This is a genomic window from Sphingopyxis sp. Q841 (assembly GCF_052384365.1).
GTDB classification, from domain to species: Bacteria; Pseudomonadota; Alphaproteobacteria; order Sphingomonadales; family Sphingomonadaceae; genus Sphingopyxis; species Sphingopyxis terrae_A.
Map to the genome: position 1 here is coordinate 345,816 of NZ_JBQSUM010000002.1, position 25,884 is coordinate 371,699.

The following is a 25,884-nucleotide window of genomic DNA, read 5'->3' on the forward strand; positions in this document are numbered from 1 at the left end:
GAATGCTGTGAATAAGTCGCCCTTGCCCTTCGCGCCCGGCCAAGTAGAAGCACGGACAGCATGACCGACGCCGACCCATCGAAACAGCGCATCATCTCGGTAGAGCTCGACGAGGGTTCGATCGTCTGGCGCAACCCCGATGTCGAACAGGAGCGGCGCGTCGCAATCTTCGACCTGATCGAGGACAACAAGTTCGTGCCGCAGCGCGGCCACCCCGATGGCTATGCCGGCCCGTATCGCCTGATGCTCCGCGTCGAGGACGGCCGCCTGATCTTCGAGATCAGCCGCGAGGACGGCTCGCCGCTCGAAGCGGTAATCCTGGGCCTCGGGCGCTTCCGCCGTCCGATCCGCGACTATTTCGCGATCTGCGACAGCTATTATCAGGCGATCAAGACCTCGACCGCGCAGCAGATCGAGACTGTCGACATGGCGCGCCGCGCGCTGCACAACGAGGCCGCCGAAATGCTGATGGACCGGCTCGACGGCAAGATCGCGGTCGATTTCGACACCGCGCGCCGTCTCTTCACGCTGATCTGCGTCCTTCACATCAAGGGATGACGATGCGCGCGGGGGCAAAAACGAAGGGCAAAACCGCAACGAAAGGCCTGTCCGACTGGCGGGCACGCGCCGCCCGGCTGGCGCGCCGGATCGGCGGCGGGTTCGTCCTTGTCCTGCTGCTCGCCGGTCTCGCACTGTGGTGGGCGGCGCGCTGGACGCCCGACCGCGCGCTCTATCCGATTCAGGGCGTCACCATTTCCGCCGACAATGGCAAGGTCCATTGGGGCTCGATCAAGGCGGCGGGCGCCGATTTCGCCTATGTCATGGCGACCGACGGCGCAGACGGCATCGATCCGCAATATGCCCGCAACGCCGCGCAGGCGCGCGTCGTCGGGGTGCAGGTCGGCGCGATCCATCGCTACAGCCTGTGCAAGCTGGCAACCGACCAGGCGGCCAATTTCATCCGCCACGTCGCGCGCCGCGCCGATGCGCTGCCGCCGGTGGTATGGCTCGACTATGACGACCGCTGCCCCGACCGGCCGACGCGCGCGCTGCTGCTCAGCGAACTCGCGACCTTCCTCGCGCAGATCGAGGCGCATACGGGCAAGCGCAGCGTGATCGCGCCCGGCCCCGCCTTCGAGGCCGATTATCGCGTCACCGCTGGAATTGCGCGCACCACCTGGCTGCGCCGCGACTTTTTCGAACCCGAATATGGCGCCCACCCTTGGGCGATGTGGCAGGCGAACGACTATGTCCGGCTGACCGGCGCCGGCGGAACGGTGGGCTGGAACGTGTTGCGACCCGAAGGACAGGAACAATGACCGACACCCGCGACGCCCTGATTGATGCCGCGCGCGATGCCGCGAGCCGCGCCTACGCCCCCTATTCGGGCTTTCATGTCGGCGCTGCGCTGCTGCTGAAAAACGGCGATGTCGTGACCGGTGCCAATGTCGAAAACGCGAGCTACGGTCTGACGCTCTGCGCCGAAACGTCCGCCATCGCCAAGATCGCCAACGAAGGCTGGATCGGCGAACTCGCCGAGGTCGCCATCATCGGCGGGCGTCCCGAGGGCGATGCACTGATCGGCAGCGATCCGGTAAACCCCTGCGGCCGCTGCCGCCAGATATTGAACGAAGCCGCCGAACGGTCGAAAACCGATATCCTCGTCCACTGCGCTTCGGGCGACGGCAGCGCGGTCGCCACCTATCGCCTGAGCGAACTGCTCCCCGCCGCCTTCGGGCCGAAGGATCTGGGGCTCATTTGATAAACGGAGCAAGAAAACCGGTAAGCTGTTCGGCTTCATGGAGTGTTGCGATCCTGACCAACCTCTCCTTACTTTTGCCTTGCTCCACAGGAACAGACGGCGGATTGGGTACAACACCCGCCGTCACATCTCTCAGATAAAACAAGAGATTATCCCTGTTGACAATGAAAGCATATGGCCAAGCACCATCTCGCTTAAACTTTGCCTCGGTCTTTCCTGTGTCGTTTTCGACAAATTCCATCTCAAAGCCCGCGCTGGACAGAAACAAATGCAGAATGGCCTGAGCCCGATCGGCCCCATTTTGACGGACCATTGCACTCAATGCAGGAATACCTTTGGATTGGATCGGCATAGCCATCTTCCCAATGCATGCAGGAAATGATTAGAGGCTTAGCCATGGCAATTCTTTCCGACAAATGGATTCGCGAAGCCGCCCGGACGCAGGGCATGATCGAACCCTTCGTGGAGGCGCAGCGGCGTGACGGCTGCATCAGCTACGGCCTGTCCTCCTACGGTTATGACGCGCGCGTCGCGCCCGAATTCAAGATTTTCACCAATGTCGACAGCGCGGTCGTCGATCCCAAGGATTTTGCCGCGAACAGCTTCGTCGACCGCGAAACCGATGTTTGCATCATTCCACCTAACAGCTTCGCGCTCGCCCGGACGGTCGAATATTTCCGCATCCCCCGCGACATCCTCGTCATCTGCCTTGGCAAATCGACCTATGCGCGCTGCGGCATCATCGTCAACGTCACTCCGCTCGAACCCGGTTGGGAGGGCCATGTGACGCTGGAGTTTTCCAACACCACCCCGCTGCCCGCCAAAATCTATGCCAACGAAGGCGCCTGCCAGTTCCTGTTCCTGCAGGGGAACGAGCCGTGCGAGACGAGCTACGCCGACCGCGCCGGCAAATATATGGGGCAACAGGGCGTGACGCTGCCCAAGCTGTAGATCGCTCGAGCGTAGCAGCTGGCGCGGGCGCACCGTGCGCCCGCGCCGCCGGGATCATTCGGCTTCGCGAGTTTCCGCGGCAGGGCCGTTCTTCTTGATCGACTCGATGGCGTTCTTCGCCGATGCCTTGCTGCTATAGCCTTCGGTCCAGAAGATCGTTTCGCTGTTATATTTGAAATAGGCGACGAACTCGCCAGCCTTGTTCTTCTTGATCTCGAAATAATGGGCCACGGGTACCTCCACTGGTCAGCCGCGCCACGGGCGACGCGGCTCCCGCATCCTAAACCCCTGATTTGCGCGCGCAAGCGCCGAGTATCAGCGCGCGCCGAACCGGCCCGACGCATAGGCGGCGGCATCCACCGCGCCGATCGCTCCGCCCGGCGCCGGCGCGCCAAGCTGTGCGGCGAGCAGCGCGCCGATCGCGGGCGACGTCTGGATGCCGAAACCGCCCTGCCCCGCGCACCAGACGAAAGCGGGCTCCGCCGGGTCGGCGCCGAAGACCGGCAGGCGATCGGGGGCGAAGCTGCGCAGCCCGGCCCATTTGCGCTCGACCGCGGCGACGGGCCAGTCGACCACCGACTGCATCCGTTCGATCGCGACCGCTACGTCCCACTCCTCGGGCGCGGCATCGCACGGCTCGGACGGCGTCTCGTCGTGCGGGCTCAGCCAGACACGCCCCTCTCCGGCGCCCTTGAAATAAAAGTCGCCGCCGACGTGGACGATCAGCGGCAAGTCAGCGGTGATGGGCACGCCCAGGCGAAGCTGCGCCACCGTCCGCCGATAGGGCTGGATGCCGACCGGCGCGATCCCGCAGCGCGCAGCGACCATATCGGCCCACGCCCCCGCCGCATCGACGATCAGCTCGGCGCGCAGCGTTTCGCCTCCGACGCTCACCTCCCAGCCGCCGGCGACCCGGCGCGCCCCATCGAAGCGCGCGCGCGGCGCCAGCACCGCGCCGCCGCGCTTCGCCGCGCGCAGATAGGCCGCGTGCAACGCACCGACGTCGATGTCGCTGCACGCCGCTTCATAGGCGGCGGCGGTCCATTCGGGTCGCAGACCGGGCACCAGCCCCGCCATCGCGTCGACCCCCATGCGGTCGACCGCCACCCCCTTGGCGCGAAATTCGGCGACGAAGGCATCGACCGCCGCGGTCTCCGCACCGCCGCGACCGATGGTCAGCGCGGTGCGCGGCGTCAGGAAAGGCTTGTCGGAAAAATCGGGGGCGGGCCGCGCCAGCGCCTCGAACGACGCGGCGGACAGCGGTTGCACGCCGGGGCCGCCATAGCTTTCGTGCCAGAAGGCCGCCGACCGGCCTGTCGCATGATAGCCGGGCACCTCCTCGGCCTCGACCATCAGCACGCGGCGGTGCGGCGCCAGCGCGGCGGCCAGGCTTGCACCGGCTATGCCCGCGCCGACGATCAGCACGTCGGTGGAGGATGGGCGCGGGTCGGACATGCGACGCCGCATATCCGCTGGCCCGCGGAATGCAACCCGGCGGGCGCACGCTCATGGTTACTATTTGATAAGCCATAGTCGCTACAGCGGCGGGATGGACCAGAAAATCATCGCATTGGGCCTGATGGCGCTGCTCGCCTTGTTGATGATCGCCGCGGCGGTCAGCGACCTGCGCTCGCGCACCATCTCGAACGGCCTCAATGCGACCATCGCCCTCTTCGCTATCCCCTTCTGGATCGTGTCGGGCATGGCATTCTGGCCCGACATGCCGATGCAGTTCGGCGCCGCTTTTGCTGTCTTCGCGGTGTTCGCCGGTCTCTTCGCTCTGGGAGCGATGGGCGGCGGTGATGTGAAGATGATCGGCGCCGTGATGCTCTGGATTCCACTTTATTTGTACTTTCCCATGCTGACCATCATGGCGATCGGGGGCGGAATCCTGTCGGCTGTGATGCTGATTCAGTCCAAAATTCGTCCTACGGACAAAGCGATAGAGGTTCCCTACGGGCTTGCGATCGCCGTCGGGGGCCTTTGGGCGCTTCACCAACACTATCTTAACCAGTTTCAGTTTATCGGATCGACCTGAGGGCAAGCATCCCCGCGTCCGGTGGGTGTAGGAGGCGAAAAACCGTCATGGATACGCGAAAGATTATGCTGATCGTCGGCGCGTTGATCATTGCGATCGGCGCGGCGTTCGGGGTCAACCAGATGATGCGGGGTTCCTCCGCACCGACGGCGCGCGCAGCAGCGGCGCCCGAAATCAACGGCCCCATGATCCTCGTCGCGACGCGGCAGCTGCCGACGGGCACCATCATCGGCCCCGACAGCTTCCGCTATCAGCCGTGGCCGAAGGAGTTGGTCGAGAAGGCCTACTTCCTGAAGGACAAGACCGACGTGAATACGCTGGTGGGCACCGTCGTGCGCTACCCGATCACCGCCGGCCAGCCGCTGACCCAGGGTTCGCTCGTCCATCCCGATGACCGCGGCTTCCTCGCCGCCGCTCTCGCACCGGGCATGCGCGCCGTCACGGTCAAGGTTTCGCAGGAACAGGGCGTTGCCGGCTTCGTCTTCCCGGGCGACCGCGTCGACGTGCTGCTCGCGCAGACGATCGCGGTCAAGGAAGGCAGTTCCTATCCCGACGACCAGCTCTACACCGCCGAAACCATCGTGCGGAACGTCCGCGTCCTTGCCACCGACCAGCGCTACGACGCCGAAGACGAAACCGGCAAGACGCCGGTGCGCACCTTCGGCTCGGTGACGCTGGAAGCAACGCCCGACATCGCCGAACGCATCGCGGTCGCCGAAAATATGGGCAAGCTCTCGCTCGCGCTGCGTCCGCTCGCCGAAAACACCGGCGAACTCGAAGCGGCGATCGCGTCGGGCGACGTGAACGTGCCGACCAAGGGCGGCAGCGCGGCCGAGCGCCGGATGATGGCCGATGCCGCCGGTCGTCCGACCCCGTCGCGCACCGCTACCACGGGCGGCGACGTCTCGCGCTTCTGGATTCCGGTCAGCGGCCGGGTCTCGGCGCCGCGTCCGCCCGCCGGCATGCCGATCGCAGCCGGCAGCCCGCAGGCCGCCGCCGTGCCGATCGGCCCGGTGGTCCGCGTGACCCGTGGCGATAAAGTGACCGCAGTTCCGGTTGGGGGTAAGTAAGATGCACAGCAAAGCCAATTTCAAGGCGGCGGCCCTCGCCCGCACCCTGGCCGTCGGCCTGGTTGCAGCGACGCTGATCTCCGCCCCCGCGCAGCAAGCCGTTGCGCAGGCCATTCAGAACGCCAGCAGCAGCATCGACCTGTCGGTCGGCCGCGGCCGCCTGGTCAGCCTGCCGGCCGCCATGTCGGACGTCTTCGTCGCCAACGACCAGGTTGCCGACGTTCAGGTCCGCTCGGCGCGCCAGCTCTACATCTTCGGCAAGGCGCCGGGTGAAACGAGCATCTATGCGACCGACGGCAACGGCCGCGTTGTCTATTCGACGGTCGCCCGCGTCGGCAACAATATCGAAACGATCGACCAGATGCTCGCGCTCGCAATGCCTGACGCGAAGATCCAGTCGAACACGATGAACGGCTTCGTCCTGCTGACCGGCACCGTCCAGTCGCCCGACGATGCGGCCGAGGCCGAACGCCTCGTCCAGGCGTTTGTCGGTGAACAGACGAAGGTGCTTTCGCGCCTGCGCACCGCGACGCCGCTGCAGGTCAACCTGCAGGTCCGCATCGCCGAAGTGAACCGCACGCTCGTCAAGGAAATCAGCGGCAACGTGCTGTCGCGCGATCGCGACGGGGCGATGGGCAACGGCTTCCTCGGCAGCATCGTGCGCGGTCGCTCGCCGGGCTCGATCCTATATCCCGGCGAAGGCGAACCGCCGGTTGCGCCTGGCACGACCGCCTATAATTTCAATGTTCCCACGGGCACCAACAGCTTTGGGGCCGCCGGCCGTCTGTTCGGCATGGACCTGATGGCTTCGCTGGATCTCGGCGAACGCTCGGGCATGGTCGTGACGCTGGCACAGCCGAACCTCACGGCGATTTCGGGTGAAACCGCCGACTTCCTGGCGGGCGGCGAATTCCCGATCCCGATCCCCGGCAACTTCGCCGGCACGACGATCGAATATCGCAAATATGGCGTCAGCCTGGCCTATACGCCGACGGTGCTGTCGAACGGCCGCATCAGCCTGCGCGTCCGTCCGGAAGTGTCGGAACTGTCGACCGAAGGCGCGATCGAAATGGACGGCTTCCAGATCCCCGCGCTGACCATCCGCCGCGCCGAAACGACGGTCGAACTCGGTTCGGGCGAAAGCTTCATGATCGCGGGCCTGATGAACAACCGTTCGATCGGCGCCATCGACAAGGTGCCGGGCCTCGGCGACGTGCCGATCCTGGGCATGCTGTTCAAATCGGACAGCTTCCGCCGCGGCGAAACCGAACTGGTGATCGTGGTCACACCCTATCTCGTCAAGCCGGTGTCGGCGAACGAGATCAAGCTGCCGACCGATGGCTATCAGGACGCAAGCGACCTTCAGCGCCTGCTGCTCAATCAGCAGACCGATGGCGTGACGGGCGGCGATCGTCCCAAACCGCGCCTCGACACGTCGGTGAACGATGCCGACCGGCCGCGCGCGGGCTCGCCCGATGCGGCGCCCGGCTTCAACCTCAAGAAGTGATGCTGGCAAACAGGAGCAACGTGATGAAGAAAATCGCAACTTGGACCGTCCTGGCGCTGGCAACCACTCTCGCCGGCTGCGCAGGCGCCGCGAACAGCAATCGCAGCCTTGAATCGGTACATCAGCCGGTCGTGCGCAACGATATCTACCAGTTCGACGTCGCGGCGGCAGGCGGTGACCTCGCCCCCAGCGAGCAAGGCCGTCTGCAGGGCTGGCTCGATGCCATGAACGTCCGCTACGGCGACCGCATCGCGATCGAAGACCCGTCGGCCTATGGCAGCATCGGCGCGAAGGAAACGATCCGCGAGATGGTCGAACGCCGCGGCCTGCTGCTCAGCGGCGATGTACCGGTGACGACGGGCGCGGTCGCGCCGGGCTATGTTCGCGTGATCGTGACGCGCGCTTCGGCCTCGGTGCCGAGCTGCCCCAACTGGTCGAGCCGTTCGGCGATCAACGTCAACAACGCGACCTCGGCCAACTATGGCTGCGCGACGAACAGCAATCTGGCCGCGATGGTCGCCGATCCCAACGATCTGATCAAGGGCACCAGCGAGCGCGACAATGATCCGACGACCGCCACCCGAGCGATCAAGACCTATCGCGACAAACCGCCGACGGGCGCAGGCGACCTGCGCGGACAGGCGACCAGCAACAGCGGAGGAAGCCAGTGAACGCGCCTTTCAAAGCAGCCGGGCTGCGTGACCCGTTCAACGCCTTTGTGTGCGACGACGATACGCTGGAGCTGATCCGCGTCGCCGCCGCCGACATGGGCTGGCCCATCGAGAAGTGCAACAAGGGCGGCCTGCGCAACGCGGTGCAGTCGCTGTCGGTCTCGGCGAGCCCGAACATCCTGTTCGTCGACATGTCCGAGTCGGGCGATCCGATCAACGACATCAACGCGCTGGCAGAGGTCTGCGAACCCGGCACCGTCGTCATCGCGGCGGGCCAGGTCAACGACGTTCGCCTCTATCGCGATCTCTTGTCGAGCGGCATTCAGGATTACCTCCTGAAACCGCTGTCGCTCGATCAGGTCCGCGACGCGCTGACCAATGCGCAGGCGATCCTTTCGGCCCCCAAGCATGCCGACATGCATGACGACAAGCCGCACCACATGATGGCGGTCGTCGGCGTGCGCGGCGGCGTCGGCGCCTCGATGGTGTCGACCTCGCTCGCCTGGGCGATCAGCGAACAGGCCGACCGCCAGACCGCGCTGCTCGACCTCGACGTGCATTTCGGCACCGGTGCGCTGACGCTCGATCTCGAACCCGGCCGCGGGCTGATCGACGCGATCGACAATCCCAGCCGTATCGACGGGCTGTTCATCGAACGCGCCATGGTGCGCGCCTCGGACAAGCTCAGCCTGCTGTCGGCCGAAGCGCCGATCCACCAGCCGGTGATGACCGACGGTTCGGCCTTCTATCAGCTCGAGGAAGAGCTGCGGAACGCGTTCGAGATGACGATCGTCGATATTCCGCGTCAGGTTCTCATCCCCTTCCCGCACCTGGTGTCGGAATGCGGGACGATCCTGCTCGTCACGGACGTCACGCTGGCTTCGGCGCGCGATACGATCCGTCTCCTGTCGTGGTTCAAGCAGAATGTGCCGGGCGCGCGCGTCGTGCTCGTCGCGAACAAGTTCCAGACCACGATCGGCGAATTGTCGCGCAAGGAGTTCGAATCGTCGATCGAGCGCGCGATCGATATCGTGGTCCCCTTCGACCCCAAGCTTGTCGCGCAGGCGGCCAAGCTCGGCAAATCCTATGCCGAGGTGTGCAAGGGAACCAAGGCCGGCCAGGTCTGGGCCAATCTGACGCGCGTCGTCCTCGACGGGGCCGATGCCGAAGCCGAAGAGGTGGCACCGGCGAAAGCAAAATCGGGCGGCTCGCTGCTCGGCAAGCTGGGCGGTCTGGGTACGCTCGTCAAAAAAGGCGCGAAATAAGCACGTGACGGGGGCCGGCGCAGGCCGGCCGCCGCCGCGACCACAGCGGGAACGGGGCAAAGGGCGATCATGAACCTGCCAATCATCCTAACATTCGGCGCCGCGTTGCTGGCGGTCGGCATGCTGGCGCTGGCTTTCGCCGGACCTTCTGCCGGCAAGGCCAAGAGCCGCCGCCTGTCGTCGGTGAAGGATCGCCACGCGGCCTCGACCGAGGCGGTCGTCGCGGCCCAGATGCGCAAGACGATCGCTGCCGCTGGCAATAGCGGCAACGCCAGCATCAGCAGCCTGATGCCGCGGCGCGAATTGATGGAACTGCGCCTTCGCCGGACCGGCAAGGGCTGGACGCTCAGCAAATATATGTTTGCGTCGATGGCATTGTTCGTCGTCGTTGCGGGCGGCATGCTGTCCGTGCGTGCGCCTTTCATGCTGGCGCTGATGTTCGGGCTGCTCGCCGGGGTTGGGCTTCCGCATATGGTGGTCGGGCGGATCATCAAAAAGCGCGTCCTCAAATTCAATGCGCGTTTTCCCGACGCGATCGACCTGCTCGTTCGCGGCCTGAAATCGGGGCTTCCCGTGACCGAAACCTTTCAGGTGGTGAGCCAGGAACTGCCCGGCCCCGTCGGCGAGGAGTTTCGCGGGATCGTCGAACGCATCCGCATCGGCAACACGATGGAACAGGCGTTGCAGGAATCGGCAGAAATGCTGGGCACGCCCGAATTCCAGTTCTTCTGCATCACCATTGCGATCCAGCGCGAAACGGGCGGCAATCTTGCCGAAACGCTGGCCAATCTGTCGGACGTGCTGCGCAAGCGCGCGCAGATGAAGCTGAAGATCAAGGCCATGTCTTCGGAAGCCAAGGCTTCGGCCTATATCGTCGGCGCCCTGCCGTTCTTCGTCTTCGGCGTCGTCTGGTCGATGAACCCCGGCTATCTGCAGGGCTTCTTCTTCGAACAGCGGCTGATCGTCGCTGGCCTGGGCGGTTTGGTGTGGATGAGCATCGGCGCCTTCATCATGTCGCGCATGATCTCGTTCGAAATCTGAGGAAGGACGCAGCATGAACAGCACCCTCCTCCTCACCGCCTTCTCCGGAGCGCAGCAGGGCCCGACGCTATTGGGCGTCGACGTCGTCTGGGCCTCGACCATGCTCGTTGCGGTCGGCATCTTCGCGGTCATGGTGGCCATTTACGGCGCGTTGACCGTTCGCGACCCGATGGCGAAGCGCGTGAAGGCGCTCAACGATCGCCGCGAACAGCTGAAGGCCGGCATCACCGCCTCGACCGCCAAGCGCCGCGCGCGCCTCGTCCGCAAGAACCATACCGCCGACAAGATGCGCACCTTCCTCGGCAAGCTGCAGGTGCTGCAGGACAGCCAGATCAAGGAAGTGCAGCAAAAGCTGGCGCAGGCCGGCATCCGGTCGAAGGATCTGGCCGTCGCGGTCATCTTCGGCCGCCTCGTCCTGCCGATCGTCTTCGGCGGTATCGCGGCATTGCTCATCTATTGGGTCGACATGTGGCCCGACCTGACGCCGTTCAAGCGTTCGGGCGCGACGATGGCCATGCTCATCCTCGGTTACAAGGCGCCCGACCTGTTCATCCAGAACAAGCGGCAAAAGCGCACCGACGCGATCCGCAAAGGCCTTCCCGACGCGCTCGACCTGCTGGTCATCTGCGCCGAAGCCGGTCTGACCGTCGACTCGGCCTTTTCCCGCGTTTCGAAGGAACTCGGCCGTGCCTATCCCGAACTGGGCGAGGAATTCGCGCTGACCTCGATCGAACTCGGCTTCCTGACCGAACGGCGGCAAGCGTTCGAAAATCTGGCGTATCGCGTGAATCTCGAATCGGTGAAGGGCGTGGTCACCACCATGATCCAGACCGAAAAATACGGGACGCCGCTTGCCAGCGCGCTGCGTGTCCTGTCGGCGGAATTCCGCAACGAACGCATGATGCGCGCCGAAGAAAAGGCCGCGCGCCTGCCCGCGATCATGACGGTACCGCTGATCCTGTTCATCCTTCCGGTGCTGTTCATCGTTATCCTGGGCCCGGCGGCCTGCTCGCTCAGCGATGCGATGTCGGGCGGCAGCCTCGGCGGCGGCAAGCCCTGACGAACGCCGCATCGCAAACCCAACAAAAAAGGGGCGGGATCATTCCCGCCCCTTTTTTTTTGCCGCCGGCGCGTCAGGCGACCGTCTGTTCGATCGCGCCGAAGATGCTGTGGTGGCGCTCGTCGTCCATCCAGATCCGCACCGTATCGCCTGCCTGCATGAAGGGCGTTTTCGCCTCGCCGTCGCGGATTGTCTCGACCGTCCGCACCTCGGCAAGGCAGCTGTAGCCGAGCCCGCCCTCGCTGATCGGTTTGCCGGGTCCGCCATCGGCCTCGCGGTTCGACACCGTCCCCGATCCGATGATCGTCCCCGCGCGCAGGTCGCGCGTTTTTGCGGCATGGGCGATCAGCTGGCCGAAGTCGAAGGTCATGTCGACGCCGGCATCGGCGCGGCCGAGCGGCTGGCCGTTGAGGTCGACGCACAGCGTGCCGTGCAGCTTGCCGTCCTGCCACCGGTCGCCGAGCGCGTCGGGTGTAACGAACACCGGCGACATCGCACTCGACGGCTTCGACTGGAAAAAGCCGAAGCCTTTGGCCAGTTCGCCGGGGATCAGCCCGCGCAGCGACACGTCGTTGGTCAGGCCGACGAGCAGAATGTGGCTCCGCGCCGTTTCGGCATCGACGCCCATGGGCACGTCGCCCGTGACGACCACCACCTCGGCCTCCATGTCGCAGCCCCACGCCGGATCGCCGAGCGGGATCGGATCGCGCGGCGCCAGAAAGGCATCGCTGCCGCCCTGATACATCAGCGGATCGTGCCAGAAACTTTCGGGCATTTCGGCGCCGCGCGCCTGCCGCACCAGCGCGACATGGTTCACATAGGCGCTGCCATCGGCCCATTGATAGGCGCGCGGCAGCGGCGAAGCAGCGTCGCGCTCGTGAAAGCGCTCGCGCGGGATCGCCTCGTGATTGATGTCCTCGGCGAGCGCCTTCAGCCGCGGCGCCGTTTCCGCCCAGTCGTCAAGCGCCGCCTGCAGCGTCGGCGCGATATGGGCCGCATCGGCATACCAGGCGAGGTCGTCCGAAACGACGACGAGCCGGCCGTCGCGCCCGGCTTTCAGCGAAGCTAGTTTCACATCTGTCCCTTTGTCTGCGATGCCGGCGAACCATCATCGCAAAGGGGGGAGCGACGATCAGCGCGGCATCTGGATGGATGCGAAACAGGTAAAGCCGCTCTGCCCCGCCTGCAAGCGCCGGATATATTGCAGATAGGCCTGCGACTGGTTGTAGCTGGTGCCCGGTAGCGTCTGGCCGCGAAAGGCGCGCTTCACTTCCTCGCCGGTGAACGGCCGCGGCGCGCCCGGAAACGCCCCCTGGGTCCCCGGTGGGACAAGCTTGCCGGCGGCGTCGATATAGCGGCCGGCGGCCGATGCGTCGGGCACCGGAATCTGGCAGTTCATCACCGATACCGCAGTCTGTGCAAAGGCGGGGCGGATGGTCAGCGCCGCCGACACGCCGACCGCGCCGAGCGCGAGCATCTTGCGCCGCGAGGGAACGATTTCGTCGCCGGTCGCCGGCGCTTCGTTCGGGATGTCGCTGTCTTCCATGGCCGCGCATTAAACCAGTGAAGCCTTTAGGAAAAGCAAAAGACCGGCCGCCTCCCGCGCCCTTCCCGCTTTGGGACAGGCTGCGCCGCGATGGTAACCCGATGCACCGGCCCGCGAAGCGCCTTGCGCGCCGCGCCGCTTCGTGCGAGGCGCAGCGTCGATGTTCGACCGCCTGTCCAGCCTGGTTGCGGCGCTGACGCTTGTCGCCGTCGCGGCGATTTTCGCGGCGCTTGTCGGCGGCGACCTCGCCTCGATCGCGATCCTGGCACTCGCAGGGGCGCTCGGCGCTGTCCTTGTTTATGGCGCGCAGCCGCCGCCCGCCGCGACGCCGCCTGCCGCCGCCTCTCCGGTCCCCGCCGAACCGCCGCTGCTGCTGCGCCATCCCGATTTCACCCGCTGGGCCGATCAGGAGCGCGAACCGGTGCTGGGGGTAATCGACAATGTCGTCGCCATCGCCAACGATGCAGCGGTCCGCCTGCTCGGACGCCACATCGTCGGCGCCGACATCCGCACCGCGATCCGCCATCCGGTGGCGGCCGAATGGCTGTCGGCTGGCGACGTCGACACGGGCGCGATGACCGTCGATCTCGCCGACTATCCGCGGCCCGGCCAGCGCTGGACAATGCGGATCGCGACGCTGTCGCACGGCGGCCGCATCATCTTTTTGTCCGACCGTTCGGCGATCGATGCCGCCGACCGCATGCGGTCCGATTTCGTCGCCAACGCCAGTCACGAACTGCGCACGCCGCTTGCCGCGATCCTCGGCTATGTCGAGACATTGCAGGACATGAACGACGAGGCCGATGCCCCGACGCGCAACCGTTTCCTCGCGATCATCGAGCGCGAGGCGCGGCGGATGCAGCAGCTCGTCATCGACCTGCTGTCGATCTCGCGGGTCGAAGCCGATCGCTTCCGCCGCCCGACCACCCCGGTCGATCTCGCCGCCATCGTCCGCCATACGCTCGCCCAGATGAAGGACAGTGCGGAGGCGCGGCCGCAGGACATTGTCGATCGCCTCGGCGACGCTGCACAGCCGGTGCTGGGCGACGCGGCGCAGCTCGGCCAGCTCGTCCACAATATCGTCTCCAACGCGATGAAATACGGCCGCCCCGGCACCCCGGTGACGGTCGAACTGACGCGCGAAGGCCGCCGCGTCCGTCTGTCGGTCCAGGACGAAGGCGAAGGGATCGCGCCCGATCACCTCCCGCGCCTCACCGAACGCTTCTACCGCGTAGACGAAGCGCGCAGCCGCTCGGTCGGCGGCACCGGGCTGGGGCTGGCGATCGTCAAGCACATCAGCGAACGGCATAACGGCCAGCTCGATATTCAAAGCGAAGTTGGTAAGGGCACACGCGTGTCCGTGTCCTTCCCGCTGTCCGAAGCGCACTGACAAAGGACCGCATCGATGACGAACCGACCAACACATCTCGACGAAAGCGGCGCGGCGCATATGGTCGATGTCGGCGCGAAGGCCGCGACCGGTCGGCGTGCCGTCGCCGGCGGCCGCATCACGATGACGCCCGAAGCGCTCGCCGCGATCCGCGCTGGCGACGCGCCCAAGGGCGATGTGCTGTCGACCGCGCGCATCGCCGGCATCATGGCGGCCAAGCGAACCGCCGAGCTGATCCCGCTCTGCCACCCGCTGGCACTGACCAGCGTCGCCGTGGACTTCGACTGGGAGGCCGATGGCATTTCGGTCCGTGCGACCGCCGCGACGACCGGGCCGACGGGGGTCGAGATGGAGGCGCTAACTGCCGCGTCCGTCGCATTGCTGACGCTCTACGACATGGCGAAGGCGCTCGACCGGGCCATGGTAATCGGCGATATCCGCCTGCTCGAAAAGAGCGGCGGCCGGTCGGGCGACTGGCGCGCCGCATGAGCGCGCTGCTCGCGGTCGAAGAGGCCCAGGCGCGGCTGCTGGCGCTGAAGCCGCCGCTCGGCGCCGACAATATCGGCGTGGCGCAATGCGCCGGGCGCTATCTTGCACAGGACGTCGTCGCTGGGCGCGACCAGCCCGCCGCGGCGCTGTCGGCGATGGACGGCTATGCGATCCGCTTTGCCGATCTGCCCGGTCCGTGGACGATCGCCGGCGAAGTCGCCGCCGGCACCGCGCCCGCCCACGCGCTCGGCCCCGGCGAAGCGATCCGCATCTTCACCGGCGCGATGCTGCCGGCCAATGCCGATACCGTGGTGGTGCAAGAGGATGTCATCGCCGATGGCGCGCGCCTGACGCTCACCGGCGATGGCCCCGCGTCGCGTGGACGCCATGTCCGCGCCCGGGCAAGCGATTTTGCAGCGGGAGCGCATTTGCTCACGGCGGGATGTCTCCTCTCTCCCGGCGCGCTCGCCGCCGCCATCATGGGCGGTGCGGGCGACCTGATCGTCGGGGGACGCCCGCGCGTCGCGATCCTGACGACAGGCGACGAACTGGTCGCGCCCGGGCGTGCGCTCGCGCCCGGCCAGATACCCGACAGCAACGGCACCATGCTCGCCGCGATGCTCGCCGCCGAACCCGCGGACGTCACGCCGCCACTGCGCGCGCGCGACGATCGCGGCGTTCTCGCCAATATATTGGGCGATATGGCGCGGCGGCACGATGTCATCGTTACCGTTGGCGGCGCGTCGGTGGGCGATCACGACCATGTCCGCGGCGCGCTCGACGATGCGGGCGGGCTGCTCGATTTCTGGAAGATCGCGATGCGCCCCGGCAAGCCGCTGATCGCCGGCCGGATCGGCGACGCGATCCTGCTCGGCCTGCCGGGCAATCCGTCCTCGGCGTTCGTGACCACGACGCTCTTTCTGCTACCGCTCGTCCGCTACCTTGCCGGGGCGGCCGCGCCGTTGCCGGAGGTCAGCCAGGCCCCCCTCGCGGTTCCACTCGGGCCCGGCGGGGCAAGGCGCGATTATCTGCGCGCGCGCCTCGACAAGGGACTGCTCACCCCCTGCGACGGACAGGACAGCGGCCAGACGCAACCGCTGATCTCTGCCAACGCGCTGATCGTCCGCGATATCGGCGCAGCACCCCGCGCGGCGGGGGAGCTTGCAAACTATATCGCGATCGCTTGACAAGTTCCGGTCTGTTCCACTATCGTTCCCCTTATGTCCGGCAACGCCATAATGGAGAACGACCGATGTTGACCGCGAAGCAGCATGAACTGCTCCACTTCATCCAGGAACGGCTCGACGCCAGCGGCATCTCGCCGTCGTTCGAGGAAATGAAGGAGGCGCTGGGCCTCAAGTCGAAATCGGGCATCCACCGGCTGATCAGCGCGCTCGAGGAACGCGGCTTCCTGCGCCGCCTGCCCAATCGTGCGCGTGCGCTCGAAGTGTTGAAGCTGCCCGATGCGGCCAAGCCCAAAACGCGGAGCGACAGTGACAATGTGGTGCCGCTGCGCAAGCCCGCACCGGCGCTGAAGCCCATCGCCGCGAACGACATTATCGAAGTGCCGCTGCACGGCAAGATTGCCGCCGGCGTCCCGATCGAGGCGTTTGAGGATTATAACCGGCTCGCCGTTCCCGCCGCGTTGCTCGGCGCGGGCGAACATTATGCGCTCGAAGTATCGGGCGACTCGATGGTCGAGGCGGGGATTTTCGACGGCGATTATGCGCTGATCCAGAAGGCGAGTACCGCGCGCGAGGGCGATATCGTCGTCGCGCTCGTCGACGGACAGGACGCAACGCTCAAATATTTCCACCGCGAAGGCCGGATGGTGCGCCTCGATCCCGCCAACAGCGCCTATGAACCGCAGCGTTACGAAGCCGATCGCGTTATGGTGCAAGGTCGGCTGTCGGGACTGCTTCGTCGTTACCACTAAGCTCGTGCGGGCGACGCCATGGATGCGTATCGCCCGCGCGCAGCGCCGAAACGAGCCGCGGCTTTGTGCCCAGATAGAGCACAAGGCCGCCGCTTTGTTCCAGCGTATCGCGGTCGATCGTCAGCCAGCGCGCGACGCATTCGCGCGGTAGCCAGCGTTCGCTGATGACCACATCGGCGGCGGCGCAGGCGGCCGCCATCTCCTCACCCGCGATCCGGTCGCGCCGTGCGCGGCGAGGATGACGCGCGGCGCATCGCCTCTGCCCTGTGTCCAGCGGCAGAAATCGCGATTGCAATCGACATGGTCGAGATCGCCGAGCGCAACGAGCGGCGTGTCGATCCCCGCCGCTTCGGCCATCGCGTCGCGTACGAAATCGCCGGCACGATCGCGCAGCATGGCATAGCCGCCGCCCGGCACGGCGGCCGCGATATGCCGCCCGTCGCCGGTCACGAGCAGGTCGGGGCGCGGCTGTGCGAGCAGCACCGCCATCCCCGCCATGGCACAAAGAAGCCCGATCCATTGCGCCGCGGTCGGCAAAGCGACCCACAGCGCGATCCCCGCGCCGAAGGCCACGGGAAGCCAGAGCGGCAGCCGCTCGCACTCGGTCTCCAGGCGCCTCTCGAGCGCCGCCGGCAAGGCGCCGAACCATGAAAGCGTTTGCGCGGCAATGGGCGTTTGAAGCGTGCTTGTCGCCATGCTAGGGGCAGCCCCGAAATCCGCCGCGGTCCCTGTTCGCGGCCGGCAGCCTGAGTGAAAGAGGCCAGAGTGGCAACCGAAAACAAAACCGAATTGGCAAAAGCGACCCCCGAAGCGACGGGCGCCGCCGTCGTCACCCGCTTCGCCCCCTCCCCCACGGGATATCTGCACATCGGCGGCGCGCGGACCGCGCTGTTCAACTGGCTTTTCGCACGCCATCACGGGGGCAAGTTCCTGCTGCGGATCGAGGATACCGACCGCGCACGCTCGACCGACGCCGCGATCGACGCGATTCTCGACGGGATGCAGTGGCTCGACCTCGATTGGGACGGCGAGACCGTCTATCAGTTCGCGCGCGCGGCACGCCATGCCGAGGTTGCACACGAGCTGCTCACCAAAGGCGCGGCCTATCGCTGCTATCTGACGCAGGATGAACTCGCCGCGATGCGCGCCGAAGCGCAGGAAAAGCGCATCCCCTTCCGCGTCCGCAGCCCGTGGCGCGACCGGGACGACGGCGATCCCGCCGCGCCGCACGTCCTCCGCCTGCGCGCGCCGCAGGACGGTGCGGTGACGATCCACGACCGCGTGCAGGGCGAGGTGACGGTCCAGAATGCCGAGCTCGACGATTTCATCCTGCTCCGCAGCGACGGCACCCCGACCTATATGCTCAGCGTCGTCGTCGACGATAACGACATGGGGATCACCCATGTCATCCGCGGCGACGATCACCTGAACAACGCCTTCCGCCAACTCGCGCTGATCCGTGCAATGGCGTGGCGCGAGCCGGTTTATGCGCACGTCCCGCTGATCCACGGCGCCGATGGCGCAAAGCTGTCGAAACGCCACGGCGCGCTCGGCGTCGATGCTTATCGCGACGAGCTTGGCTATCTGCCCGAGGCGGTGAACAATTATCTGCTCCGCCTCGGCTGGGGGCATGGCGATGCCGAAATCATCAGCCGCGAGCAGGCGGTCGAATGGTTCGATCTTGCCAATGTCGGCCGCTCGCCGTCGCGCTTCGATTTCAAGAAGCTCGAGAATCTGAACGGTCATTATATCCGCGAGGCCGACGATGCCCGGCTTGCGGGCCTGGTGGCGCCGCGCATCGAGACGCTGGTCGGCCGCGCGCTCGACAGCGACGACCGCGCATTGCTGGCGCGCGCGATGGACGTGCTCAAGCCGCGCGCCAAGACGCTGGACGAGATTGCCGAGGGCGCCGTCTTCCTGTTTGCTGTGCGTCCGCTGGCGGTCGAAGAGAAAGCTGCCGCGCTGATCGCCGAAGCCCCGGAAGGCTTGCTGGCGAATGTCACCGACCGCCTGCGCGCGCTCGGCGACTGGTCGCACGATGCCATCGAGGCGGCGGTGCGCGAGACGAGCGAGTCGGCCGGAGTTGGCCTTGGCAAGCTGGCTCAACCGCTGCGCGCCGCGCTGACCGGCCGCACCGTTTCTCCGGGCATTTTCGACGTCTTGCTGCTATTGGGGCGCGACGAGAGCCTGGCGCGACTTGACGCAGCGCACAATTATCCGGCAGGGGCGTAGCCACTCACTCTCCCGCCCGCAGATCAGGGGAAAAAATATGACCGACCAGACCGCGAAAATCACCCTGGGCGACAAGATTGTCGAGAGTCCGGTGCTGAAGGGCACCGTCGGCCCCGACGTCGTCGACATCCGCAAATTCTACGGCCAGACCGGCGCCTTCACCTATGATCCGGGCTTCACCTCGACCGCGAGCTGCGAGTCGAAGCTGACCTATATCGACGGCGACGAAGGCGTCCTGCTCCACCGCGGTTATGCGATCGGCGATCTTGCCGAACATTCGACCTTCATGGAGGTCGCCTATCTGCTCCTGAACGGCGAATTGCCGAGCGGCGACGAGCTGGCGAAGTTCGATACCACGATCACGCGCCACACGATGCTGCACGAACAGCTTGCGACCTTCTATCGCGGCTTCCGCCGCGACGCGCACCCGATGGCGATCATGTGCGGCGTCGTTGGCGCGCTGTCGGCCTTTTATCATGATTCGACCGAAATCCACGATCCGCACCAGCGCATGATCGCGAGCCACCGCCTGATCGCCAAGATGCCGACGATCGCGGCGATGGCCTATAAATATTCGGTGGGTCAACCCTTCATCTATCCGCAAAACGACCTCAGCTACACGCATAATTTCCTGCGCATGACCTTCGGCGTTCCGGCCGAGGAATATGAGGTTGATCCGGCGGTCGTCCGCGCGCTCGACCGCATCTTCATCCTGCATGCCGACCATGAGCAGAATGCGTCGACTTCGACCGTTCGCCTTGCGGGTTCGTCGGGCGCCAATCCCTTCGCGTGCATCGCGGCGGGCATCGCCTGCCTGTGGGGACCGGCGCATGGCGGGGCCAACGAAGCCGCGCTCAACATGCTGCGCGAAATCGGCCGCCCCGAACGCATCCCCGAATATATCGCGCGCGCGAAGGACAAGGATGACCCGTTCCGCCTGATGGGCTTCGGCCACCGCGTGTACAAGAATTACGACCCGCGTGCGACGGTGATGCAGAAAACCGTGCGCGAGGTGTTCACCGCGCTCAAGGTCAACGATCCGGTCTTCGACGTCGCGCTGCAGCTTGAGGAAATGGCTCTCAACGACGATTATTTCGTCGAAAAGAAGCTCTTCCCCAATGTCGACTTCTATTCGGGCGTCATCCTGTCGGCGATCGGCTTCCCGACCACGATGTTCACCGCGTTGTTCGCGCTCGCCCGTACCGTCGGCTGGGTCGCGCAGTGGAACGAGATGATCTCGGACCCCGCGCAGAAGATCGGCCGCCCACGCCAGCTCTACACCGGCCCGACGCAGCGCGCCTACGTCCCGGTCGACAAGCGCTGAGGACGGACCGGGAGCCTGTCCCGGTTCAGAACCGATTGCAGAAAGGGGCCGCATGTGCGGTCCCTTTTTTGTGCGCCCGCCAGAGCGGAGCCGTCAATCGATGCGCTCCAGAAGCTCGGCAAGCTTGCCGAACATCGCGTCGATCTCCGCCTTTTCGACGATCAGCGGCGGCGACAGCGCGATGATGTCGCCCGTCGCGCGGACCAGAAGCCCATTGTCGAAGGCGGCGTGGAACAACTCCATCGCCCGCGCCGTCGGGGCGCCGGGTCGCGGTTCGAGCTCAATGCCGGCGACAAGCCCGATCGAGCGGATGTCGATGATGTGGCGCCGCCCCTTCAGGCTGTGCGCCGCATCCTCCCAATAGCCGGCGAGTTCGTTCGCCCGTTCGAACAGCCCCTCGCGCGCATAAAGATCGAGCGTCGCGAGCCCCGCCGCGCTCGCAAGCGGATGGCCCGAATAAGTATAGCCGTGGAACAGCTCGATCCCGCCCGGCACGCTTTCGATCACCGCGTCGTGCAGCTCGCTCTTCACCGCGACCGCGCCCATCGGCACCGCCGCGTTGGTGAGCCCTTTCGCCATGGTGATGATATCGGGGGTCACCCCCCACGCCTCGGCAGCGGTCGCCGCGCCGACCCGGCCGAATGCTGTAATTACCTCGTCGAAGATCAGGATGATGCCATGCCGGTCGCAGATCTCGCGCAGCCGCTGGAGATAACCGGCCGGGGGAATCAGCACGCCGGTGGATCCCGCCATCGGCTCGACGATCACCGCCGCGATCGTTTCGGCGCCATGCAGGTCGACGAGCCGCTGAAGGTCGTCGGCGAGTTCGGCGCCGTGTGCCGGGAAACCGCGCGTAAAGGCGTTGCGCGCCAGATCGTGCGTGTGCCGCAGATGATCGGTTCCGGGCAGCCCCGGCCAGGTGCGGCGATTGCTGACGATCCCGCCGACGCTGATTCCGCCGAAACCGACGCCATGATAGCCGCGCTCGCGCCCGATCAGCCGCGTGCGCGTCCCCTGCCCCTTCGCGCGCTGCACCGCGAGCGCGATCTTGAGCGCGGTATCGACCGATTCGGACCCGCTGTTGGTAAAGAATATCCGGTCGAGCCCTTCGGGCATCAGCGCCGCGAGACGCTGCGCCAGCTCGAAGGGCAGCGGATGGCCAAGCTGGAAGGTCGGCGCGAAATCGAGCGTTGTCGCCGCCTTGGCGATGGCTTCGGCAATTTCGGGCCGGCAGTGGCCGGCATTGCTGCACCAGAGGCCCGAGGTGCCGTCGAGGATCCGGCGCCCGTCGCCCGACTGATAATACATCCCGCTCGCTGCGACGAGCTGGCGCGGATGGGCCTTGTAGGAACGGTTCGCGGTGAAGGGCATCCAGAAGCTTGCCAGCTGGTCGTTGTCACCCTGCATCGTCATGTTCCTCTTCCCAAGAATCGTCATCGCGAGGAGCCGAAGGCGACGCGGCAATCCGTTCGCAATGACGATGCGTAATCTGGGCGCAATCTGGCGAGCTACCGTGCGACTGGCAATGCCCGAAATGACCGATAACGGCCCCTCTGGCGCTCCGGCGGACTTCGCTATACGCTGCACCTTCCACAAACGGGCCGGCTCCTCGGCCCAATCGGGGGCGCATGTCAGTCAATCTGGAACAATGGATCAGCGACCATAATATCGACGAAGTCGAATGTATCGTTCCCGACATCAACGGGGTCCAGCGCGGCAAGGTTCTGCCCGCCAAGAAATTCCTCGCTTCGGTCAAGGACAAGTCGCTGCGTATCCCCGGCAGCGTCTTCATCTGCACGATCGACGGCCATTATCCCGAGGATATCGACGATATCTGGGACAAGGATCCCGACAAGATCCTGCTTGCCGACCCCGATACCATCTGCGTCGCGCCGGGCTTCACCTCGCCGACGGCCTTCGTCATTGCCGATGCCTATAATGGCGACGGGACCGAGGTCGATATCGCGCCGCGGACGATCCTGAAAAAGGTGCTGGGCCTTTACCAGGACAAGGGATGGAAGCCGATCATCGCGCCCGAGGTCGAATTCTATCTCGTCTCGCAGAACACCGACCCCGACTTTCCGTTGACGCCGCCGACCGGCCAGTCGGGCCGGGCGGAAACCGCGAGCCAGCCCTATGGCCTTGAAGCCATGAACGAATATGAGGATATCATCGATCATATCTATGACGATTGCGAGCTCATGGGGCTCGATATCGACACGATGATCCACGAAATGGGCGCCGCACAGCTCGAGGTGAATTTCATGCACGGCGATCCGCTGCGGCTCGCCGACGAGGTGTTTCTCTTCAAACGCGTCGTCCGCAACGTCGCGAAACAACACAGCGTCTATGCCACCTTCATGGCGAACCCGATGGCCGGTCAGCCGGGAAGCGCGATGCACATTCACCAATCGGTCGTCGATGCCGAGACGGGGCGCAACCTGTTCGCGACCGCCAACGGCCGCGACAGCGCGGCCTTTCGATCCTATGTCGCGGGGCTGATCCGCTTCATGCCGCAAATCTCGCCCATGTGGGCGCCCAATGTGAACAGCTTTCGCCGGATGCGTCCCGACAGCGCGGCGCCGATCAACGTCCAGTGGGGCGTCGACAACCGGTCATGCGGCTTTCGCATCCCAGTGTCCGACAAGAATAACCGCCGCGTCGAAAACCGCCTGCCCGGCGCCGACAGCAATCCCTATCTGGCGATCGCGGCCTCGCTCGTCTGCGGCTATATCGGCATGATCGACCGCATGGTTCCGCCCAAGCCGATCACCGGCAGCGCCTATAACCGCGCCCGCACCCTGCCGCGCACGCTGGAAGCCGCGCTCGACCGGTTCAGCTCGTGCAAGAAGGTCCGCAACCTGCTCGGCGACGATTTTTTCGAAATCTTCTACGCCGTGAAGGATTATGAGCTGTTCAACTATCAGTCGGTGGTGTCGAGCTGGGAGCGCGAACATCTGCTGATGCGCGTTTGACGCGCGCGACGCCATGACCGACCCGCTGAGCCACAGCTATTATGCCGCGACGGCGAATCCGTGGCGGCCGCTTCGTTCAACGGCGGACGATTTGGAGTGCGACGTCGCTGTGATCGGCGGCGGCTTCACAGGCCTTTCGGCCGCTTTGGCCTGCGCGGAGCGCGGCTTTTCGGTGATCCTAATCGAGCGCGAGCATGTCGGCTTCGGGGCCTCGGGGCGCAACGGCGGGCAGCTGATACCGGGATTGCGCTGGACTACATCCGAGTTGGAGGAAGAGTTCGGCCGCGAGCGCGCCGATGCACTGTTCGACCTGTGCTGGCGCAACAATCGCGTCAAAGCGCGGATCGAAAACCATGGCATCGATTGCGACCTAAAAGCGGGCCATCTGGAGGCAGCGTGGACGCCGAAAGACTTCGACGCCATGCAACGCGAAGCCGCCTTTCTCGACACACGCTTCAGTTATACAACCGAAGTCGTCACAAAATCCGCGATGGGCGCGCATATCTCGAGCCCCTTATATCATGGTGGAATCCATGATCCGCAGGGCGGCCATTTCCACCCGCTTAATTATGCCATCGGCCTAGCGAAGGCGGCGGAGGCCATGGGGGTGCGCATCCTGGAGAATGAACGCGTCGAACAAATTGTAAACTTCAGCGACGGATCGAGCGGGCTGTTCACAACACGGGACATCATCGAAGCTCGTTACGTCATCGACGCCACCGATAGCTGGATCGGCGAGGTCGAGCCCGACCTCGGGCGCTACACGGTACCGATCATGAACTATAATATCGCGACGGCGCCGCTCGCGAACGCCGATGCACTGCTGCCCAGCGACGCCGCGGTCGCCGACAGCCGTTTCGTGCTCAACTATTTCCGCCTGTCGGCCGACAAGCGCCTGATCTTCGGCGGCGGCGAGCGTTATTCGCAGACGCCGCCGCGCGACATCGCCGCGTTCGTGCGTCCGTTCATGGTCGCGGTGTTTCCGCAGATCGCCGATACCAAGATCGACTATGGCTGGGGCGGTGCGGTCGCGGTGACGATGAACCGGCTGCCGCATATCGGGCGGCGCGGGAACGTCTTTTTCGCCCACGGATTTTCGGGGCATGGCGCGCTGATCACGACGACCGTCGGCGAGTTGATCGCCGAGGCGCTGGCGGGGACCGCCGAACGCTTCGACGTGCTCGCGAGCCTGCCGTCGCGCCCCTTCCCCGGCGGCAAATGGCTGCGCCGCCCGCTCGCGACGCTGGGCCTTCTCTATTACGCACTGAAAGACAGGCTGGGATGATCGCCGACGCCGCCATCGCCCGCGTCGCCGCGCGCGAGGCCGATCGTTTCCGCGCCGACAACCCGCACGCTTTCGCGCATCAGGCCGCGGCGACCGGCTGGTTCCAGTCGGTGCCCTTCCACTGGATGAAGGATTGGCCCAGCCCGGCCCCGATCGTCGCCGCCTCGGCCAAGGACGCGACGCTGACCAGCATCGACGGGCGGACCTATGACGATTTCTGCCTTGGCGACACGGCCAGCCTGTTCGGCCATTCGCCGCCCGCGCTCGCGGCCGCGCTCGCACGGCAGGCGGCCGAGGGGCTGAGCTATATGCTGCCCACCGCCCGCGGTGCCGCGCTGGCCGCGAAGCTTTCGGCCATGTTCGGCTTTCCGCAATGGCAGGTGACGACCACGGCGAGCGAAGCCAATCGCGCCGTCATCCGCTGGTGCCGCGGGATCAGCGGGCGCCCGAAAATCCTCACCTTCAACGGCGCCTATCATGGCGCCGTCGACGATGTGTTCGTCGATCTGAAAGACGGCGCGCCGGTGATGCGCGCCAGCCTGATCGGCCAGGTCCACGATCTTCGCGGCACGACGACGGTGATCGAGTTCAACGATGCGGGCGCGCTTGCCGCCGCGCTGCGCGGCGGCGATATCGCCTGCGTCCTCGCCGAACCCGTCATGACCAACGTCGGCATGGTGCAGGACGCGCCGGGCTTCCTCGAAACGCTGCGCAGCCTGTGCGACGAGACGGGCACACTGCTGGTTTTCGACGAAACGCACAGCATCTCGTCGGGCTATGGCGGCCATGCCCGCACGCATGGCCCGATGGCCGATCTGATGGTCGTCGGAAAGTCGATCGGCGGCGGCGTGCCGTGCGCCGTCTATGGTTTCAGCGTCGCGGTCGCGGATCGCATGGCGGCGCTCAACCGGGCGCGCCCGCCGGGGCATAGCGGCATCGGCACGACGCTCTCCGCCAACGCGCTTGCGATCACCGCGATGGACGTCATGCTCGGCGAGGTCATCACCCCCACCGCCTATGACGCCATGCTGCGCGGTGCCGCGCGGCTGGTCACGGGGCTGGAGCGCGAAATCGCCGCTGCGTCGCTCGACTGGCACGTCACGCAGGTCGGCGCCCGCGTCGAGTTTCTGACCTGTCCCGTCCCGCCCCGCAGCGGCGGCGAGGCGAGGGCGGCGATGCACCCCGCGCTGGAGGCCGCGATCCACATTTTCCTCGCCAACCGGGGAATTTTGCTGGCGCCATTTCACAATATGATGTTGGTGAGCCCGGTGACCGGCGACGACCAGATCGACCGGCTGGTCGGCGGCTTCGCCGACTGCATCAAGGCGCTGAAGGAGTAGTG

General features: G+C 65.7%; 27 protein-coding genes. 20 read left to right on the plus strand and 7 right to left on the minus strand.

Translation table 11 applies throughout. From position 1 onward, the window contains the following. The first annotated feature begins 60 nt into the window (after positions 1-60). The 3 genes from ACT17R_RS12055 to ACT17R_RS12065 are packed head-to-tail and all read left to right on the plus strand — an operon-like array spanning position 61 to position 1,762. Positions 61-558 (plus strand): UPF0262 family protein, encoded by a 498-nt coding sequence (locus ACT17R_RS12055; RefSeq protein ID WP_003044535.1) that lies wholly within the window; start codon positions 61-63, stop codon positions 556-558. A gap of 2 nt (positions 559-560) precedes the next feature. After that, positions 561-1,319: a glycoside hydrolase family 25 protein gene (locus tag ACT17R_RS12060; RefSeq protein ID WP_217373295.1), complete on the plus strand. Its 759-nt coding sequence runs from the start codon at positions 561-563 to the stop codon at positions 1,317-1,319. Next, the gene (locus ACT17R_RS12065; protein WP_444809510.1) at positions 1,316-1,762 is read left to right on the plus strand and encodes a cytidine deaminase; all 447 of its coding nucleotides are present in this window, start codon (positions 1,316-1,318) and stop codon (positions 1,760-1,762) included. Before ACT17R_RS12060 ends, ACT17R_RS12065 begins: the two co-directional genes overlap by 4 nt. Here the strand turns inward: ACT17R_RS12065 and ACT17R_RS12070 are convergent. After that, positions 1,755-2,114 carry a hypothetical protein gene (locus ACT17R_RS12070; RefSeq protein ID WP_444809511.1) on the minus strand — a complete coding sequence of 120 codons (360 nt, stop codon included), beginning with the start codon at positions 2,112-2,114 and terminating at the stop codon, positions 1,755-1,757. The genes ACT17R_RS12065 and ACT17R_RS12070 overlap by 8 nt on opposite strands. Positions 2,115-2,158: 44 nt before the next feature. Here ACT17R_RS12070 and dcd point away from each other — a divergent pair, with 44 nt between their 5' ends. Next, the gene (gene dcd / locus ACT17R_RS12075) at positions 2,159-2,713 is read left to right on the plus strand and encodes a dCTP deaminase (protein WP_444809512.1); all 555 of its coding nucleotides are present in this window, start codon (positions 2,159-2,161) and stop codon (positions 2,711-2,713) included. A gap of 54 nt (positions 2,714-2,767) precedes the next feature. Here dcd and ACT17R_RS12080 read toward each other — a convergent pair whose 3' ends face one another. Further along, positions 2,768-2,944: a YegP family protein gene (locus ACT17R_RS12080; RefSeq protein ID WP_082657463.1), complete on the minus strand. Its 177-nt coding sequence runs from the start codon at positions 2,942-2,944 to the stop codon at positions 2,768-2,770. A gap of 84 nt (positions 2,945-3,028) precedes the next feature. Next, positions 3,029-4,168, minus strand: coding sequence for an NAD(P)/FAD-dependent oxidoreductase (locus ACT17R_RS12085; RefSeq protein WP_444809513.1), 1,140 nt, complete (start codon positions 4,166-4,168; stop codon positions 3,029-3,031). Positions 4,169-4,262: 94 nt separating this feature from the next. Between ACT17R_RS12085 and ACT17R_RS12090 the strand changes: the two genes are divergently transcribed. The 7 genes from ACT17R_RS12090 (at position 4,263) to ACT17R_RS12120 (ending at position 11,365) form a co-directional block, all read left to right on the plus strand. Then, positions 4,263-4,751: an A24 family peptidase gene (locus ACT17R_RS12090; RefSeq protein WP_186403069.1), complete on the plus strand. Its 489-nt coding sequence runs from the start codon at positions 4,263-4,265 to the stop codon at positions 4,749-4,751. A gap of 47 nt (positions 4,752-4,798) precedes the next feature. Next, positions 4,799-5,821, plus strand: coding sequence for a Flp pilus assembly protein CpaB (cpaB, locus tag ACT17R_RS12095; RefSeq protein WP_062902234.1), 1,023 nt, complete (start codon positions 4,799-4,801; stop codon positions 5,819-5,821). Between the two features lies 1 nt (position 5,822). Continuing rightward, positions 5,823-7,328: a type II and III secretion system protein family protein gene (locus ACT17R_RS12100; protein ID WP_217373290.1), complete on the plus strand. Its 1,506-nt coding sequence runs from the start codon at positions 5,823-5,825 to the stop codon at positions 7,326-7,328. Between the two features lie 23 nt (positions 7,329-7,351). Then, positions 7,352-7,999 (plus strand): CpaD family pilus assembly protein, encoded by a 648-nt coding sequence (locus ACT17R_RS12105; RefSeq protein ID WP_234180184.1) that lies wholly within the window; start codon positions 7,352-7,354, stop codon positions 7,997-7,999. Continuing rightward, positions 7,996-9,264 (plus strand): pilus assembly protein CpaE, encoded by a 1,269-nt coding sequence (locus tag ACT17R_RS12110; RefSeq protein WP_186403072.1) that lies wholly within the window; start codon positions 7,996-7,998, stop codon positions 9,262-9,264. The genes ACT17R_RS12105 and ACT17R_RS12110 overlap by 4 nt, the downstream gene beginning before the upstream one ends. Positions 9,265-9,333: 69 nt before the next feature. Continuing rightward, positions 9,334-10,305, plus strand: a complete 972-nt coding sequence (locus ACT17R_RS12115) for a type II secretion system F family protein (RefSeq protein WP_062902231.1) — start codon at positions 9,334-9,336, stop codon at positions 10,303-10,305. 13 nt (positions 10,306-10,318) lie between these two features. Further along, positions 10,319-11,365: a type II secretion system F family protein gene (locus tag ACT17R_RS12120; protein ID WP_217373288.1), complete on the plus strand. Its 1,047-nt coding sequence runs from the start codon at positions 10,319-10,321 to the stop codon at positions 11,363-11,365. 73 nt (positions 11,366-11,438) lie between these two features. On the opposite strand, the gene ACT17R_RS12125 is transcribed toward ACT17R_RS12120, so the two are convergent. Next, complete coding sequence (locus ACT17R_RS12125) at positions 11,439-12,440, minus strand: fumarylacetoacetate hydrolase family protein (RefSeq protein ID WP_234180179.1); 1,002 nt, start codon at positions 12,438-12,440, stop codon at positions 11,439-11,441. Positions 12,441-12,497: 57 nt separating this feature from the next. After that, a complete protein-coding gene (locus tag ACT17R_RS12130) occupies positions 12,498-12,911 on the minus strand; it encodes a hypothetical protein (RefSeq protein WP_444809514.1) in 414 nt (137 codons plus the stop codon). 160 nt (positions 12,912-13,071) lie between these two features. On the opposite strand from ACT17R_RS12130, the gene ACT17R_RS12135 reads away from it, so the two are divergent. From ACT17R_RS12135 to lexA, 4 genes are all read left to right on the plus strand, one after another. Beyond that, entirely contained in the window at positions 13,072-14,301 is a 1,230-nt protein-coding gene (locus ACT17R_RS12135) for a sensor histidine kinase (RefSeq protein WP_444809515.1), read from the plus strand. A gap of 15 nt (positions 14,302-14,316) precedes the next feature. After that, the gene (moaC, locus tag ACT17R_RS12140) at positions 14,317-14,790 is read left to right on the plus strand and encodes a cyclic pyranopterin monophosphate synthase MoaC (RefSeq protein WP_062902226.1); all 474 of its coding nucleotides are present in this window, start codon (positions 14,317-14,319) and stop codon (positions 14,788-14,790) included. Continuing rightward, complete coding sequence (locus tag ACT17R_RS12145) at positions 14,787-15,977, plus strand: molybdopterin molybdotransferase MoeA (RefSeq protein WP_444809516.1); 1,191 nt, start codon at positions 14,787-14,789, stop codon at positions 15,975-15,977. The genes moaC and ACT17R_RS12145 overlap by 4 nt, the downstream gene beginning before the upstream one ends. Positions 15,978-16,042: 65 nt before the next feature. Further along, a complete protein-coding gene (lexA, locus tag ACT17R_RS12150; protein ID WP_058813269.1) occupies positions 16,043-16,726 on the plus strand; it encodes a transcriptional repressor LexA in 684 nt (227 codons plus the stop codon). 120 nt (positions 16,727-16,846) lie between these two features. Here lexA and ACT17R_RS12155 read toward each other — a convergent pair whose 3' ends face one another. After that, a complete protein-coding gene (locus tag ACT17R_RS12155; protein ID WP_234180170.1) occupies positions 16,847-17,422 on the minus strand; it encodes a hypothetical protein in 576 nt (191 codons plus the stop codon). A 69-nt stretch (positions 17,423-17,491) separates the two neighbouring features. On the opposite strand from ACT17R_RS12155, the gene gltX reads away from it, so the two are divergent. Beyond that, the gene (gltX, locus tag ACT17R_RS12160) at positions 17,492-18,958 is read left to right on the plus strand and encodes a glutamate--tRNA ligase (RefSeq protein ID WP_234180168.1); all 1,467 of its coding nucleotides are present in this window, start codon (positions 17,492-17,494) and stop codon (positions 18,956-18,958) included. A 37-nt stretch (positions 18,959-18,995) separates the two neighbouring features. Beyond that, the gene (locus tag ACT17R_RS12165) at positions 18,996-20,282 is read left to right on the plus strand and encodes a citrate synthase (RefSeq protein ID WP_062902222.1); all 1,287 of its coding nucleotides are present in this window, start codon (positions 18,996-18,998) and stop codon (positions 20,280-20,282) included. Positions 20,283-20,375: 93 nt separating this feature from the next. Here the strand turns inward: ACT17R_RS12165 and ACT17R_RS12170 are convergent, their stop codons facing one another. After that, positions 20,376-21,695, minus strand: a complete 1,320-nt coding sequence (locus tag ACT17R_RS12170; RefSeq protein ID WP_234180167.1) for an aspartate aminotransferase family protein — start codon at positions 21,693-21,695, stop codon at positions 20,376-20,378. 215 nt (positions 21,696-21,910) lie between these two features. On the opposite strand from ACT17R_RS12170, the gene ACT17R_RS12175 reads away from it, so the two are divergent. The 3 genes from ACT17R_RS12175 to ACT17R_RS12185 are packed head-to-tail and all read left to right on the plus strand — an operon-like array spanning position 21,911 to position 25,882. Then, positions 21,911-23,257: a glutamine synthetase family protein gene (locus ACT17R_RS12175; RefSeq protein ID WP_062902220.1), complete on the plus strand. Its 1,347-nt coding sequence runs from the start codon at positions 21,911-21,913 to the stop codon at positions 23,255-23,257. A 13-nt stretch (positions 23,258-23,270) separates the two neighbouring features. Beyond that, positions 23,271-24,542, plus strand: coding sequence for an NAD(P)/FAD-dependent oxidoreductase (locus tag ACT17R_RS12180; protein ID WP_234180165.1), 1,272 nt, complete (start codon positions 23,271-23,273; stop codon positions 24,540-24,542). Further along, the gene (locus tag ACT17R_RS12185; protein ID WP_444809517.1) at positions 24,539-25,882 is read left to right on the plus strand and encodes a transaminase; all 1,344 of its coding nucleotides are present in this window, start codon (positions 24,539-24,541) and stop codon (positions 25,880-25,882) included. Before ACT17R_RS12180 ends, ACT17R_RS12185 begins: the two co-directional genes overlap by 4 nt. Positions 25,883-25,884 lie beyond the last annotated feature (2 nt).

Bases quoted from the DNA above. Each gene is read 5' to 3' on its own strand.
- ACT17R_RS12185 (WP_444809517.1), top strand. From the start codon at position 24,539: ATGATCGCCGACGCCGCCATCGCCCGCGTCGCCGCGCGCGAGGCCGAT.
- lexA (WP_058813269.1), top strand. From the start codon at position 16,043: ATGTTGACCGCGAAGCAGCATGAACTGCTCCACTTCATCCAGGAACGG.
- ACT17R_RS12100 (WP_217373290.1), top strand. From the start codon at position 5,823: ATGCACAGCAAAGCCAATTTCAAGGCGGCGGCCCTCGCCCGCACCCTG.
- ACT17R_RS12060 (WP_217373295.1), top strand. From the start codon at position 561: ATGCGCGCGGGGGCAAAAACGAAGGGCAAAACCGCAACGAAAGGCCTG.
- ACT17R_RS12090 (WP_186403069.1), top strand. From the start codon at position 4,263: ATGGACCAGAAAATCATCGCATTGGGCCTGATGGCGCTGCTCGCCTTG.
- ACT17R_RS12055 (WP_003044535.1), top strand. From the start codon at position 61: ATGACCGACGCCGACCCATCGAAACAGCGCATCATCTCGGTAGAGCTC.
- ACT17R_RS12085 (WP_444809513.1), bottom strand. From the start codon at position 4,168: ATGTCCGACCCGCGCCCATCCTCCACCGACGTGCTGATCGTCGGCGCG.
- ACT17R_RS12165 (WP_062902222.1), top strand. From the start codon at position 18,996: ATGACCGACCAGACCGCGAAAATCACCCTGGGCGACAAGATTGTCGAG.
- ACT17R_RS12180 (WP_234180165.1), top strand. From the start codon at position 23,271: ATGACCGACCCGCTGAGCCACAGCTATTATGCCGCGACGGCGAATCCG.
- moaC (WP_062902226.1), top strand. From the start codon at position 14,317: ATGACGAACCGACCAACACATCTCGACGAAAGCGGCGCGGCGCATATG.
- ACT17R_RS12170 (WP_234180167.1), bottom strand. From the start codon at position 21,695: ATGACGATGCAGGGTGACAACGACCAGCTGGCAAGCTTCTGGATGCCC.
- ACT17R_RS12145 (WP_444809516.1), top strand. From the start codon at position 14,787: ATGAGCGCGCTGCTCGCGGTCGAAGAGGCCCAGGCGCGGCTGCTGGCG.
- ACT17R_RS12130 (WP_444809514.1), bottom strand. From the start codon at position 12,911: ATGGAAGACAGCGACATCCCGAACGAAGCGCCGGCGACCGGCGACGAA.
- ACT17R_RS12135 (WP_444809515.1), top strand. From the start codon at position 13,072: ATGTTCGACCGCCTGTCCAGCCTGGTTGCGGCGCTGACGCTTGTCGCC.
- ACT17R_RS12155 (WP_234180170.1), bottom strand. From the start codon at position 17,422: ATGGCGACAAGCACGCTTCAAACGCCCATTGCCGCGCAAACGCTTTCA.
- cpaB (WP_062902234.1), top strand. From the start codon at position 4,799: ATGGATACGCGAAAGATTATGCTGATCGTCGGCGCGTTGATCATTGCG.
- ACT17R_RS12105 (WP_234180184.1), top strand. From the start codon at position 7,352: ATGAAGAAAATCGCAACTTGGACCGTCCTGGCGCTGGCAACCACTCTC.
- ACT17R_RS12065 (WP_444809510.1), top strand. From the start codon at position 1,316: ATGACCGACACCCGCGACGCCCTGATTGATGCCGCGCGCGATGCCGCG.
- ACT17R_RS12070 (WP_444809511.1), bottom strand. From the start codon at position 2,114: ATGCCGATCCAATCCAAAGGTATTCCTGCATTGAGTGCAATGGTCCGT.
- dcd (WP_444809512.1), top strand. From the start codon at position 2,159: ATGGCAATTCTTTCCGACAAATGGATTCGCGAAGCCGCCCGGACGCAG.
- ACT17R_RS12120 (WP_217373288.1), top strand. From the start codon at position 10,319: ATGAACAGCACCCTCCTCCTCACCGCCTTCTCCGGAGCGCAGCAGGGC.
- ACT17R_RS12175 (WP_062902220.1), top strand. From the start codon at position 21,911: ATGTCAGTCAATCTGGAACAATGGATCAGCGACCATAATATCGACGAA.
- ACT17R_RS12115 (WP_062902231.1), top strand. From the start codon at position 9,334: ATGAACCTGCCAATCATCCTAACATTCGGCGCCGCGTTGCTGGCGGTC.